Genomic DNA, 13,755 nt, shown 5'->3' with positions numbered 1-13,755 from the left:
GTTGTAGTGACATGACGGAGAACGTGCCGCTTGTTCATCCAGGGCCAGCCGTCATGACAAGGAGAAACAGCATGAATGCTCGCCAATTATTTTCTCGATCCAAAGCACTGGCCGCCACGGCCTTGCTGGCCGTGGCCGGTGTGGCCAATGCGGGCGGTGTGTCCTGGACGGTGGGGGTGAATGCGCCCCTCATCCCCGGACCGGGCCATGTGAACGCCGTGGTGTCGAATGGCGGTGGCTACTACTACCCGCCTCAGCCCGTGTATGTCCAACCCCGCCGGATGATGGTGGTTCCGCAGCCCTATTACGGTGTCCAGCCCGTGGTGTACCAAATGCCGCAGCCCGCCTTCCGGCCGCACCGTGGCTGGGGGCAACATAGGCATCGCCATGGTCGCGCCGAAGCCTACGCCAACGGCTATCGCCAAGGCTACGAGCGCGGCTACGACCGGGGCAATGACGACGACGATCGTCGTGGCGGCGATTGGGGTCACCGAGGCCGTTGATCGATCTCGGCGGGGCTTGCCTGGCGGTCAGCGGCGTCGGCTGCTGCTGCCGCCCAGCAGCGATCCCAGCACACCGCGGATGATTTCGCGGCCGACCGATGAGCCGATCGTTCGCGCAGCCGACTTGGCCACGGTTTCCAGCACGGAATCCTTGCGCCCGCTGCCCCTGAGCAGTCCGCCGGCCAGGTCTCCCAGCCAGGAGCCGCCGGTATCGGGTGGGGGCTGGTTGGTGGTGGTGGCATGGCCTTTGCCGCGCACCGCTGCCTCCGCTTCTTCACGCATCGAGTTGGGCTGATGGGCTTCGGCCTGCTCACGGGTGGGCGCCCTGGCGGCCCGGCCTTTGAGCTTCTCGTAGGCCGAATCCCGGTCCACCACCTTTTCGTACACACCGGCCACCAGCGAGGTGCTCACCAGGGTTTTGCGCTGCTCGGGGGTGATCGGGCCAATCTGGCTGCCGGGCGGCAGCACGAACACGCGTTGGGTGATGCCGGGGCGGCCCTTGTCGTCCAGGCAACTGATCAAGGCCTCGCCCACCGCCAGTTCGGTGATGGCCGTGGCGATGTCCAGGCCGGGGTTGGCGCGCATGGTTTCGGCGGCAGATTTGACCGCTTTCTGGTCGCGCGGCGTGAACGCGCGCAGGGCGTGCTGAACGCGGTTGCCCAATTGGCCCAACACGGTCTCGGGCACGTCCAGCGGATTTTGAGTGACGAAATAAACGCCCACGCCCTTGGAGCGCACCAGGCGCACCACCAGCTCAATGCGTTCGATCAAGGCTTTGGGCGCGTCCGTGAACAGCAAGTGGGCTTCGTCAAAAAAGAACACCAGCTTGGGTTTGTCCAGGTCGCCCACCTCGGGCAGCGATTCAAACAATTCCGACAGCATCCACAGCAGGAAGGTCGCGTACAAACGCGGCGCGTTCATCAGCTTGTCGGCGGCCAGGATGTTGATCACGCCATGGCCATCGACCGTTTGCATGAAATCGTGGATGTCGAGCATGGGCTCGCCAAAGAACTGGTCGCCACCTTGCTCTTCCACCTGCATCAGTCCACGCTGGATGGCGCCCACGCTGGCTGGGCTGACGTTGCCGTATTCGGTGGTGAAGGTGCTGGCGTTGTCGCCCACGTGCTGCAGCATGGCCCGCAGGTCTTTCAGATCCAGCAGCAGCAGGCCGTTGTCGTCGGCGATCTTGAACACCAGTTGCAGCACGCCTTGCTGGGTGTCGTTCAGGTTCAACATGCGCGACAGCAGCAGCGGGCCCATGTCGGACACCGTGGCGCGAACGGGGTGACCTTGGGCGCCGAACACGTCCCACAGCGTGGTGGGGCAGGCCAGGGCGGGGGGCGGCTCGATGCCGCGTTCCTTCAGGATGCCCGCCAGCTTGGGGCTGAGGGTACCCGCCTGCGAGATGCCGGTCAGGTCACCCTTGATGTCGGCCATGAAGACCGGCACGCCCAGTTTCGAGAAGTTTTCGGCCAGGTTTTGCAGTGTGATGGTCTTGCCCGTGCCCGTGGCGCCGGTGATCAAACCGTGCCGATTGGCCAGTTCCGGCAGCAGGTGGCATTCGGTCTCGCCGTGGCGGGCAATCAGAATTGGGTCGGCCATGAACGGGGCTCCTGAGGGCAAAGGTAAAATTCGGGAAATCACGAGATCCCAGTATCTCTGCAAATCATGTTCGCGCACCCTCCCAATAGGGTACGCAAGGCGCCGTTTTGCGGCGAAAAACAGCTTGGAGCACAACCACCATGGCCGGACATTCCAAATGGGCCAATATCCAGCACCGCAAGGGGCGCCAGGACGAGAAGCGGGGCAAGGTCTGGACCCGGGTCATCCGCGAAATCATCGTCGCGGCGCGCCTGGGCGGCGGTGACCTGGACGTCAACCCGCGCCTGCGCCTGGCCATTGAAAAGGCCAAGGCGGCCAACATGCCCGCGGACACCATCAAGCGCAATGTCGACAAAGCCACCGGCAACCTCGAAGGCGTGCACTACGAAGAAGTGCGCTACGAGGGCTACGGCATCGGCGGCGCGGCCGTCATCATCGATTGCATGACCGACAACCGCGTGCGCACCGTGGCAGAAGTCAGGCACATTTTTAGCAAGTACGGTGGCAACCTGGGCACGGAAGGCTCGGTGGCGTTCCAGTTCAAGCATTGCGGCCAGATCATCTTTGCCCCGGGCACGAGCGAGGACAAGGTCATGGAAGTGGCGCTGGACGCTGGCGCCGACGATGTCATCACCCACGACGACGGCTCGATCGAAGTACTGGCGCCGCCGCTGGAGTTTGAAGCCATCAAGGCCGCCTTGACGAACGTGGGATTGACCCCCGAGGTGGCCGAAGTGACCATGCGCGCTGAAAACTCGGTTGAATTGACCGGCGAAGATGCCGCCCGCCAGCAAAAACTGCTGGACATGCTGGAAGACCTGGACGATGCCCAGGATGTGTTCCACAACGCTGAATTGAACTGAAGAATCGACGGACTGTATGAATATTCTTGTGATCGGCTCGGGTGGACGCGAACATGCCCTGGCCTGGAAACTCGCCCAATCGCCCAAGGCCCAGAAGGTCTACGTGGCCCCGGGCAATGGCGGCACCGCCCGCAGTCCGCACCTGGTCAACATCGACATCACCGACGTCAAGGCCCTGGCCGACTTCGCTGAAACCGAAAAAATCAACCTGACGGTGGTGGGCCCCGAGGCTCCCCTGGCCGCTGGCGTGGTCGATGAGTTCCGCGCGCGTGGCCTGCGCATTTTTGGCCCCACCAAGGCGGCCGCGCAGCTTGAAAGCTCCAAGGCCTTCGCCAAAGACTTCATGAAGCGCCACGGCATCCCCACGGCGTTTTACGAAACCTTCACCGATGCCGTGGCGGCCCACGCCTACGTGGACAAGCACGGCGCGCCCATCGTGATCAAGGCCGATGGTCTGGCAGCGGGCAAGGGCGTGGTCGTGGCCATGACCCTGGCTGAGGCGCATGAAGCCGTCGATTGGATGTTGCTCGACAACAAGTTGGGCGTCACGCACAACGCGGGCGGCGCTCGGGTGGTGATCGAAGAATTTTTGCAAGGCGAAGAAGCCAGCTTCATCGTGCTGTCAGACGGCAAGAATGTGACTGTGCTGGCCACCAGCCAGGACCACAAGCGCCTGCTGGACGCCGACGAAGGCCCCAACACCGGTGGCATGGGCGCCTACTCGCCCGCGCCCGTGGTCACGCCCAATGTGCATGCCAAGGCCATGCAGGAGATCATCCTGCCGACGCTGGCCGGCATGGGCAAAGATGGCATCCCCTTCACCGGCTTTTTGTACGCCGGTTTGATGATCGACGCGCAGGGCAATCCCAAGACGTTGGAGTTCAACTGCCGCATGGGCGACCCTGAAACCCAGCCCATCATGATGCGTTTGAAGAGCGACCTGGTGGACGTGTTTTTCAGCGCCACCGATGGCACGCTGGACCAAGTCGAGTTGCAATGGGACCGCCGCTTCGCGCTGGGCGTGGTCGTGGCGGCTGGCGGTTATCCGCTCAACCCGAAGAAGGGCGACGTCATCACCGGCTTGCCTGCGGACGCTGACGATGCCATGGTCTTCCACGCCGGCACACAGGTGGTCGACGGCAAAGTGGTGACCAACGGTGGTCGCGTCTTGTGCGTCACCGCCCTGGGCGACTCGGCCAAGCTGGCGCAGCAACGCGCCTACGAATACCTGCTGGGCATCCAGTTCGATGGCATGCAGTTCCGCCGCGACATTGGCTGGCGCGCCATCAACAAACCCCGCTGAGCTGATGATGGACACCGCCGCTGTACGCCAATATTTGCTGGGCCTGCAAGACCGCATCGTCGCGGCCTTTGAGCTTGAGGACGGCACGCCTTTCAAGCGTGATGCCTGGGTGCGCGAGCCTGGCGAACGCCTGCAAGGCGATGGTTGTTCTCGAGTGATCGAAGAAGGCCTGGTGCTGGAGCGTGGCGGCTGCAATTTCTCGCATGTCAAGGGTCCGCAGCTGCCGCCCTCGGCCACGCAACACCGGCCCGAGCTGGCAGGTTGCCCCTTCGAGGCCATGGGCGTGTCGCTGGTCTTCCACCCGCGCAATCCTTACGCGCCCACCGTGCACATGAACGTGCGCATGCTGGCCGCGCACAAGCCCGATGGCGAAGTGGTGGCCTGGTTCGGTGGCGGCATGGACCTCACACCGTATTACGGTTTCGAAGAAGACGCCCAGCACTTTCACCGTACTTGCAAGGACGCGCTGCTGCCCTTCGGCGACGACAAGCACCCTCGCTTCAAAAAATGGTGCGACGAATACTTCTTCCTCAAGCACCGCAACGAGGCGCGCGGCGTGGGCGGCATCTTCTTTGACGACTTCTCGGAGCTGGGCTTTGAGCAAGGCTTGGCCATGACCCGCTCGGTGGGTGATGCCTTCATCGAGTCCTACCTGCCGATCCTGAAGCGCCGCTGCGACACGCCCTATGGCGAGGTCGAGCGTGACTTCCAGGCCTTCCGCCGTGGTCGCTACGTCGAGTTCAACCTGGTGTGGGACCGTGGCACCCTGTTCGGCCTGCAATCGGGCGGCCGCACCGAAAGCATCCTGATGTCGATGCCGCCCATCGTGAAGTGGCGCTACGACTGGCACCCGCAGCCCGGCACACCCGAGGCTCGCCTCTACTCCGACTTCCTGCCCCCGCGTGACTGGGTCTGATCCTTTGCGGCAGGGTACCCAAGGCCGCCAAATCGGCCTGTTCGGCGGCACCTTTGACCCGGTTCACCTGGCACACGTGGCCTTGGCGCACACGGCGCTGAGTCACCTGCAGCTCGACGAGGTCCGCTGGATTCCAGTGGGCCAGCCCTGGCAAAAGGCGCGTCTTTTGACCTTGGCAGAGCACCGCGTGGCCATGGTCCGGCTGGCCACTGAACACGAGCCGCGATTCGTCGTCGACACGTTGGAAACCGACCGCGCTGGTCCGTCGTACACTCTCGACACCGTTCGGGCCCTGCAAAACACCGAATCTTTGACCAATTCCGACCTGCCTGAGCGTTGGTTTTTGATCATTGGCCAGGACCAATATGCCAATCTGCACACGTGGCATGGCTGGTCTGAACTGACCCAACGCGTGACTTTGGCCGTCGCCAGCCGGGCGGGGCAATCGCCTCAACCGGCGCCTGAACTGGCCTCGCATCCTCACCACATGGTGGTGTTGCCGATGCCCGCGATGGCCGTTTCTTCCTCCAGCATCCGGGCTCGCCTGGCCCAAGGTGATGCTGCCAAAACCCTCGTGCCTGCCATGGTGTCAAACGCCGTGGCGCGCTATATTGAACAACATCAACTCTACGCCGCTGGCACCCCCCGCTGAATGGACATCCGTAAACTGCAACGCGCCATCGTCGATGGCCTCGAAGACGTCAAGGGCCAAGACATCGTCGTCTTCAACACCGAGCACCTCTCGGCCCTGTTCGAGCGGGTGATTGTCGCGTCGGGCACGTCCAACCGGCAGACCAAGGCGCTGGCCGCCAGCGTGCGCAAATCCGTCAGGGCCGCTGGCTTTGACGTCATGCGTACCGAGGGCGAAGACAACGGCGAATGGATCATCGTGGACTGCGCCGCCGCCGTGGTGCACCTGATGCAGCCCGCCATCCGCCAGTACTACCTGCTGGAAGAAATCTGGGGCGAGAAGCCCATCAAGATCAAGCTCAACGACGTGGTCACCCGCTTGGTGAAGGCCTCCGAGCCCATGGACGACGAGGATGGCGCGCCCAAGAAGGCGTCTGGCAAGAAGTCGGTCACGGGCAAGCTGGATGCGCCAGTCCGCAAAGTGGCGGCCAAGAAGGTCGTGGCGAAAAAGGCCGTGGCCAAGACCCCGGCCGAGCGCTCCACCTCCAACCGCGTGCCCGTGGCGGCCAAGAAGATCGCCGCCAAGAAAGCCGCTGCGAAAAAGGTGCTGGCTGCGATCCCCGTGGTGCCCAAGACCATGGTGGTCAACAAGTTCGCCGTGAAAAAAGTCGCCGGCAAGAAAGTGGCGGCTAAAAAGGTCGCCGCCAAGAAGGCGCCGGTCCGCAAGATGGTGGCTGCCAAGAAAGTGGCCCGCAAGGCTTCATGAAGCTGACGGTGGTGGCCATTGGCCAACGCCAGCCCGCCTGGGCGGAAACCGCTTGCGAGGACTACCTTAAGCGCTTTCCTGCTGATTGGAAAGTCGAGGTCAAGGCCCTCAAGGCCGAGCCCCGCGAAGGCGGCAAGTCGGTGCCCGCCATCATGCAGGCCGAAGCCGCTCGCATCGAAGCGGCTTTGGGCCGCGATGTGCGCCGCGTCATCCTGGATGAACGCGGTAGCCGCCTGACCAGTGTCGAGTTGGCCCAGCGCGCCGAGGCCTGGCTCAACGATGGCCGCGACGTGGCCTTCGTGATCGGTGGGGCCGATGGCATCGACCCCGCCCTCAAAAAAACCGCCGACGAAACCCTGCGTTTGTCTGACCTGACCTTGCCGCACGCGCTGGCCCGGGTGCTCTTGCTGGAGCAGCTCTACCGCGTCTGGTCATTGCGCAATAACCACCCCTATCACCGCGCATGAGCACCGTGCCTGAGCTGGAAGCCCCGTTCATCTACCTGGCCTCCCAAAGCCCGCGCCGACGCCAGTTGCTGGACCAACTCGGTGTGCGGCATGAGTTGCTGCTGCCCGATCTGCATGAAGACGCCGAGGCCCTGGAGGCTGAGCGCGCAGGCGAATCGCCGGAAGACTATGTGCAGCGCGTGACGCTGGCCAAGTGGGAGGCCGCGCGCCTGCGCCTGGCCAACCGACAGGCCTCTCAAGGTGTGCCAAAGGCGCCGGTGCTGTGCGCCGATACCACCGTGGCGATCGGGCCTGACATCCTGGCCAAACCGGTTGACCAGCTTGATGCGGCCCGCATGCTGGCGCGCCTGTCCGGCCGCACCCACCGTGTCTTGACCGCGGTGGTGGTGGACGGCAGCCTGTTGCTCAGCACCTCGCATGTCACCTGGCGAACCGTCAGCGCCGATGAAATCGACCGCTACGTGGCCAGCGGCGAGCCCATGGGCAAGGCCGGCGCCTATGCCATCCAGAGCCAGGCCGCCGCCTGGATGCCAAAGATCGAGGGCAGCTACAGTGGCATCATGGGCCTGCCCTTGTATGAAACCGCCGAATTGCTCAGGCCCCTGGGCTGGCGGTTTTGACCCCACTGCATGACCACTGAAACCCCCTCCGCGACCCGGCCCGTGGCGCTGCTTGTTGGCGCGACCGGCCTGGTCGGCAAGCAATGCCTGCGGCTGTTGTCGCAAGACCCGGCCGTGGGTGCGGTGCGCGTGCTGGTGCGCCGACCCATGGCCGTGGACTCGCCCAAGGTGCAGGTCTGCGTGGCCGATTTTGACCGCCTGGAAGCTCACGCCGAATGGCTGGCGGCCGACTGGGTGTTCTGCGCTTTGGGCACCACCATCGCCAAGGCTGGCTCGCGCGCCGCCTTCCGCCAGGTGGATTTTGATTACCCGCTGCAAGTGGCCCAGTTGGCCAAGGCCCAGGGGGCCAAGCGCTTCCTGCTGGTCAGCGCCACCGGGGCCGATGCCAAATCCAAAGTGTTCTACAGCCGGGTCAAGGGCGAGCTGGAAGAGGCCATTGCCGACATCGGTTTTGAGTCGGTCACTTTCGCGCGGCCTTCCTTGCTGGCGGGCGACCGAGACGAGGTGCGCATCGCCGAACGCATCGGCCTGAAATTCGGCTGGTTGCTGCCCGAGCGTTACCGCCCCGTGCAGGCCAGCCAGGTCGCGCAGGGCCTGGTCAATGCTGCCAAATCGGCCCGTCCTGGCGTGCATGGCTTGAGCAACATTGAACTGAGGCGCCTGAGCTGACTCTACCCATGAACAATCAGGAAATCAGATGGCCCACTCACACGATATTCTGATCAACTGGACCCCGCAGGAGACCCGCGTCGCCGTGGTTGAAAATGGCGCGGTTCAGGAGCTGCACGTCGAGCGCACGCTGGAGCGCGGCCTGGTCGGCAACGTCTACGCGGGCCGTGTGGCGCGCGTGCTGCCCGGCATGCAATCGGCCTTCATTGACATCGGCCTGGAGCGCGCTGCGTTTTTGCACGTGGCTGACCTGCACCGCGAAGATCCCAGCCAGCGCGGCAGCGTGCGGTCGCCCGACAACGCCACGCCCATTGAAAAGCGCCTGCACGAAGGCCAGACCCTGATGGTGCAGGTCATCAAGGACCCGATCGGCACCAAAGGCGCGCGCCTGTCTTCGCAGATCAGCATTGCGGGCCGCTTGCTGGTGTTCCTGCCGCAAGACGACCACATCGGCATCTCGCAAAAGATTGGTTCGCCCGAGTTGCGTGATCAATTGCGCGCCCGCATGCTGCAGCTGCTGGGCGAGGCCGAAAGCAAGGAAGGGCGCACGCGCTCGGGCGGCTTCATCTTGCGCACCAACGCCGAAGACGCGACCAACGAAGAGCTGGGCGCCGACATCGCCTATCTGCGCAAAACCTGGGCCACGATCCGCGAGCAAGGCCTCAAGGCCGCGCCCGGCTCGCTGCTGCACCAAGATTTGAATCTTGCCCAACGCGTGCTGCGTGACCTGGTCACCGACGAGACGGCCAACATCCGCATCGACTCACTGATCCAGTTCGATGCCCTGCGTGCTTTTGGCGCCGAGTTCACCCCCACGTCAGTCGAGAAGCTGCAGCACTACAAGGGCGAGCGGCCCATCTTCGATCTGTACAACATCGACCAGGAAATCGAAAAAGCCCTGGCGCGGCGGGTTGACCTCAAGTCAGGCGGCTACCTGATCATCGACCAGACCGAAGCCTTGACCACCATCGACGTCAACACCGGCGGCTACGTGGGCGCGCGCAATTTCGACGACACCATCTTCAAGACCAACCTGGAGGCCGCGCAGGCCATCGCGCGGCAACTGCGCCTGCGCAACCTGGGTGGCATCATCATCGTCGACTTCATCGACATGCTGCGCGAGGACCACCGCGACAACGTGCTGGCCGAATTCCGCAAGCAGATGAGCCGCGACCGCACCAAGCTCACCATCAGTGGTTTTTCGCCGCTGGGCCTGGTCGAGATGACGCGCAAACGCACGCGTGAATCGCTGGCCCACATGCTCTGCCAGCCTTGCCCCACGTGCGAAGGACGCGGCCAGGTCAAGACGCCGCGCACGGTCTGCTACAACATCCTGCGCGAGATCCTGCGTGAGGCGCGCCAGTTCAACCCGCGCGAGTTCCGGGTCGTGGCCAGCCCCGCGGTGGTCGAGATGCTGCTCGATGAAGAAAGCCAGCACTTGGCCGGTCTGATCGATTTCATCGGCAAGCCTGTGTCCTTGCAGACTGAGCCCTGGGTGTCACCCGAGCAGTACGACATCGTGCTGTTGTGAGGGCGACATCGCCGCGCAGATGCAGCGGTCGCGGCCTGCGGCTTTGGCCGCGTACAAGGCCTGGTCCGCGCGTTGCAGCATGTCGGCAATCGACTCGCCCTGCTGGTGCTCGGCCAGCCCGGCCGATAAGGTGATTTTGAGCTGAGGCTGTGAGGGGCACACCGGCTGTCTGGCCAGGTGCTGGCGCAAACGGTCCACCGCGCGCATGCCGACGGGGCCCGGGTCGGTGTCGATCAGCAGCACCAGGAATTCTTCACCGCCCCAACGGCAGATCACATCGGTGGTGCGCAACACGGCTTGAGCGGCTTGGGCAAAGCCGATCAGGACCTCGTCGCCCACCGGGTGGCCATGCGTGTCATTGACGGCCTTGAAGTGGTCCAGGTCGATCAGGGCCACGCAAAAGCCGGTGTCTGATCGGTGGTGGCGGTCGCACTCGCGTTCCAGCAGCGACTGCATGTGTTGCCGGTTGAACAGACCAGTCAACGGGTCATGCATCATGACCTGGTTGACTTGCTCGGTGGCATCGGCCAGCGCGCGCTTTTCGGCCCGGACGCGTTCCCGGGTCACGCTCAGTCGGTGCGATTGAAGCGTCAGCAGCCACAGGGCCAGGCAGGTCATCGAGACCTCCAGGAGTTCGCGCGGCCAGTTGAAGTTGGCGGGGCCGATGAAGGCCTTGGCGCCCAGCACACCCACCATCAGCGCGATCATGTAGATGCCGACCAGGCGGGTCTCGGAGGGGCGCAGGCTTGAAAAGCCAAACACCATGCTCAGACAGATCATCTGAAGGGTGCTCGGGCTGGTCGCTGGCATCAGCCCGTAGCCGATGATCACGCCCGTGCCGCCCCACAGTATTTGCAGCAAGACCAGGGACGGGTCGCGCCAATGGGCCGTGATACCCAGGCGCAACAGCACGTAGGGGACCAAGGCCCCCAACGCGTTGTGCACCACGAACAGAAGCGCTTGATCAGGGTTCAGCAAGTGGTGGGGCGCGACGTACAGCAGGAAGCCCGCGATGGAGCTCAGGTACACGCACGCTGCCAGCAGGCACATGGTCTGGTAAGGGCGCAGCCGGGGGTTGCGGCCAAAGACCACGCTCAGCAGCGGCTCCCATCGGCTGCGCCTTGGTGGTCGTGTCGATGGCGTGGCAGCTTCGGCCGTCGCCTGGATCGCGCTGGCCGCTGGAGGCGTGTGGTGCACCGATGGTCGTGCACATGGCGCGTCAGCGGGCAAGGGGGCCACCACCGCGGGTGGCACAGCGAGGTCTGTGCCCAAGATGCAGTCACGGCCCGAGGCCTTGGCGCGGTACAGCGCCTGGTCCGCCTGCTCCAGCGTTTGTGCCAGGGTGTGGTCAGGTTGATGCCGGCACACACCCGCCGAAAAGGTGACGCTCAAGCCCGCCGCGTGCTGCGACCAGTGGTAGCGGTGCATTTCATCGCGCAGCCGCAGCAGCGCCTGGCGGGCCTCGGCCTCGGTGGTCTGCGGCAGCAACAGCAAAAATTCTTCGCCGCCCCAGCGCGCCAGGGCGTCTGCCTTGCCAGGGAAAACGGCCTGCCCCAAACGTGCAAAGGTTTGCAAGACGGTGTCGCCCATGGCATGCCCGAAGCGGTCATTCACGCTTTTGAACAGGTCCAGGTCCAGGATGGCTACGCAGGACGGCTGCCCCGAGCGTTGCAGTCGCCGCACCTCTGCGGCCAGCAAATCGAGCATGTGGCGGCGGTTGTACAGGCCGGTCAGCCCGTCGCGGAGCGACAGCTGGTGCAACTGGGCCAGCGTTTGTGCCATCTGCTCCTTTTGCTGCACATGGCGCCTGCGGACGGCCCGCGCCTGGGCCGACACGGCAAACAACACGGGCAAAACCACCGCCAGCATCAGCAGCGTGAACAGCTCATGAACCCAATCCAGCGCCACGGGGTGCCACCATCCTCGTGCGGCAGTGGCCAGCAGGGGCAGCACAATGCAGAACGTGGCCGCGGCCCGGATCTGGGGCCCGGGCAGGCGCCACATGTCAAAAGCGATGATGACGCTCAGCCACAGCAGCGCCGTGCTGCGCAAATCATCCAGCCAGGCATAGCCCATCGCCACCAGGACAATGTTGAACAAAATCTGTGAAAAGGCCAGCAACGGGTCTTTGGTGCGGGCGGCGGCACCGCTGCGCAATGCCTGGTAAAAGCCCACCAGCGTGAACACCATCACGCCCGAAATCACCAGTGCCACAGCCGGGCGGACAATGGCCAGCCAGACGCCCACCCACAAAATGGCCATCACCGCACCGTATGCAGGCAGCATGACCACAAAGCGGTGAACGCCCTGCTGCCTGATTTTGACCAGGTCAGCGCTGGGCTGGTGGGGGTTGGGCATGGCGGGGAGCTCGACGCTGAAGCCTTCGTCACATTTTCGGCCGCCTCGGGCTGTGCTTTACATGTTTTTGCACGCCCCTTGCCCTTGGGGTCCTTGTATTGGGGCCAGTCACGGCACAATTCAAGGCTGAACCTTGGAGCCTGATGGCCGACACGATGCCTGACACCGATCTGACTCTTGCTGCCCCCCCCAAGCCCTTGTCTCGCCGCGCTTGCCTGAAAACATGGGCCTTGACGGGCGCCCTGGCCAGCGCGGGCCTGTGGAGCCTCACGCCAGCGCTGGCCCAGTTCCGGGTCGAAATTGCCGGCGTGGGGGCCACACAGATTCCGGTGGCGATCGGGCGCTTCAAAGGCGAGGAGGGCGTGCCCCAGCCCATCGCCAGCATCGTGATCGCCGACCTGCAGCGCTGCGGCCTGTTCAAGACCCTCGACGCTTCGGCCGACAAGCTGGATGAAGCCTCGCGTCCGGTGCTGACCGACTGGCGCGGCAAAGGCGCCGATGCCTTGCTGGCTGGCTCCATCCTGCCCTTGGCCGACGGCCGCTTCGACATCCGCTATCGCTTGTGGGATGCCGCCCGCAACAAAGACCTGGGCGTGCAAAGCCTGGTGGTGCCCGCCGCTGACCTGCGCCTGGCCGCCCACCGCATCGCCGACGACATCTATGAAAAGCTGACCGGTGACAAGGGCGCCTTCGCCACGCGCATTGCCTACGTGGCCAAAACCGGCCGCCGTTATGTGCTGTGGGTGGCCGACTCCGATGGCAAGGGCGAGCGCGATGCCCTGACCAGCAACGAGCCCATCATCTCGCCCGCATGGTCGCCTGACGGCGGCAAGCTGGCTTATGTATCGTTTGAAGGCGGCAAGGCCAAGGTCATGTCGCAAGAGTTGAGCACTGGACGCCGCCGCGTGCTGGCCAGCTTCAAGGGCACCAACAGCGCACCTGCCTGGTCGCCCGATGGCAAACAGATGCTGGTCACGCTCAGCCGTGATGGCGGCTCGCAATTGTTCGTGATGGGCGTCGATGGGGACAACGTCCGGCGCCTGACGCAGAGCGGTGGCATCGACACCGAAGCGGCCTGGTCGGCCGATGGCAGCACGGTGTACTTCGTCAGCGACCGGGGCGGCAGCCCGCAAATCTACAAGACGCCGTTGGCAGGCGGCAGCGCCCAGCGCGTCACCTTCAATGGGCCGTACAACATCAGCCCCGCCCTGAGCCCCGATGGCCGATGGCTGTCCTTCATCGGCCAGGTCAATGGCGCCTACAAGGTGCAGCTGATGGATTTGTCCACCGGCACGGTGCGCGTGCTGACCGACACCCGCGACGACGAAAGCCCCAGCTTCGCGCCCAACAGCAAGCAGATCATCTATGCCACGCGCAACCAAGGACGCGATGTGCTGATGACCACCTCGCTGGACGGCCGCATCAAGGCCAGTCTGGCCACGCCCCAAGCAGACGTTCGCGAGCCCGTTTGGGGTCCGAACATCGTCGGCCCCAAGCGCTGACACCTCATTTTTGAATCTTTGATTG

The 13,755-nt window shown here is 64.2% G+C and carries 13 protein-coding genes; 11 read left to right on the top strand and 2 right to left on the bottom strand.

What is annotated here, in order from left to right:
• The first annotated feature begins 71 nt into the window (after positions 1-71).
• Complete coding sequence (locus PSV38_RS10095) at positions 72-503, top strand: hypothetical protein (RefSeq protein WP_300547064.1); 432 nt, start codon at positions 72-74, stop codon at positions 501-503.
• A gap of 27 nt (positions 504-530) precedes the next feature.
• Here PSV38_RS10095 and PSV38_RS10090 read toward each other — a convergent pair whose 3' ends face one another.
• Positions 531-2,105, bottom strand: coding sequence for a helicase HerA-like domain-containing protein (locus PSV38_RS10090; RefSeq protein WP_300547062.1), 1,575 nt, complete (start codon positions 2,103-2,105; stop codon positions 531-533).
• Positions 2,106-2,245: 140 nt separating this feature from the next.
• Between PSV38_RS10090 and PSV38_RS10085 the strand changes: the two genes are divergently transcribed.
• Genes PSV38_RS10085 through rng form a run of 9 tightly spaced genes read left to right on the top strand, consistent with a single transcriptional unit; the run spans position 2,246 to position 9,870 of the window.
• Positions 2,246-2,968, top strand: coding sequence for a YebC/PmpR family DNA-binding transcriptional regulator (locus PSV38_RS10085; RefSeq protein ID WP_300547061.1), 723 nt, complete (start codon positions 2,246-2,248; stop codon positions 2,966-2,968).
• Positions 2,969-2,984: 16 nt separating this feature from the next.
• The gene (gene purD, locus PSV38_RS10080; protein WP_300547059.1) at positions 2,985-4,271 is read left to right on the top strand and encodes a phosphoribosylamine--glycine ligase; all 1,287 of its coding nucleotides are present in this window, start codon (positions 2,985-2,987) and stop codon (positions 4,269-4,271) included.
• A gap of 7 nt (positions 4,272-4,278) precedes the next feature.
• Positions 4,279-5,187 (top strand): oxygen-dependent coproporphyrinogen oxidase, encoded by a 909-nt coding sequence (hemF, locus tag PSV38_RS10075; protein WP_300547057.1) that lies wholly within the window; start codon positions 4,279-4,281, stop codon positions 5,185-5,187.
• Positions 5,174-5,839 carry a nicotinate-nucleotide adenylyltransferase gene (nadD, locus tag PSV38_RS10070; protein WP_300547055.1) on the top strand — a complete coding sequence of 222 codons (666 nt, stop codon included), beginning with the start codon at positions 5,174-5,176 and terminating at the stop codon, positions 5,837-5,839. The genes hemF and nadD overlap by 14 nt, the downstream gene beginning before the upstream one ends.
• Positions 5,840-6,583, top strand: a complete 744-nt coding sequence (gene rsfS, locus PSV38_RS10065; protein ID WP_300547054.1) for a ribosome silencing factor — start codon at positions 5,840-5,842, stop codon at positions 6,581-6,583.
• The gene (gene rlmH, locus PSV38_RS10060) at positions 6,580-7,050 is read left to right on the top strand and encodes a 23S rRNA (pseudouridine(1915)-N(3))-methyltransferase RlmH (protein WP_300547053.1); all 471 of its coding nucleotides are present in this window, start codon (positions 6,580-6,582) and stop codon (positions 7,048-7,050) included. The genes rsfS and rlmH overlap by 4 nt, the downstream gene beginning before the upstream one ends.
• Positions 7,047-7,670, top strand: coding sequence for a Maf family protein (locus tag PSV38_RS10055; RefSeq protein WP_300547051.1), 624 nt, complete (start codon positions 7,047-7,049; stop codon positions 7,668-7,670). Before rlmH ends, PSV38_RS10055 begins: the two co-directional genes overlap by 4 nt.
• 9 nt (positions 7,671-7,679) lie before the next feature.
• Complete coding sequence (locus tag PSV38_RS10050) at positions 7,680-8,339, top strand: NAD(P)H-binding protein (protein WP_300547049.1); 660 nt, start codon at positions 7,680-7,682, stop codon at positions 8,337-8,339.
• Positions 8,340-8,367: 28 nt separating this feature from the next.
• Positions 8,368-9,870, top strand: coding sequence for a ribonuclease G (gene rng / locus PSV38_RS10045; protein ID WP_300547048.1), 1,503 nt, complete (start codon positions 8,368-8,370; stop codon positions 9,868-9,870).
• Here the strand turns inward: rng and PSV38_RS10040 are convergent.
• Complete coding sequence (locus tag PSV38_RS10040) at positions 9,838-12,228, bottom strand: diguanylate cyclase (protein ID WP_300547046.1); 2,391 nt, start codon at positions 12,226-12,228, stop codon at positions 9,838-9,840. The two genes, rng and PSV38_RS10040, sit on opposite strands and share 33 nt — an antisense overlap.
• Positions 12,229-12,383: 155 nt before the next feature.
• Between PSV38_RS10040 and tolB the strand changes: the two genes are divergently transcribed.
• Positions 12,384-13,730 (top strand): Tol-Pal system beta propeller repeat protein TolB, encoded by a 1,347-nt coding sequence (gene tolB / locus PSV38_RS10035; RefSeq protein ID WP_300547045.1) that lies wholly within the window; start codon positions 12,384-12,386, stop codon positions 13,728-13,730.
• Positions 13,731-13,755: the final 25 nt, after the last annotated feature.

This window comes from Aquabacterium sp., from assembly GCF_029946005.1.
Classification (GTDB): domain Bacteria; phylum Pseudomonadota; class Gammaproteobacteria; order Burkholderiales; family Burkholderiaceae_C; genus Aquabacterium.
Note: the sequence above shows the minus strand (reverse complement) of the source record. Positions and strands in the feature narration are given on the sequence as shown.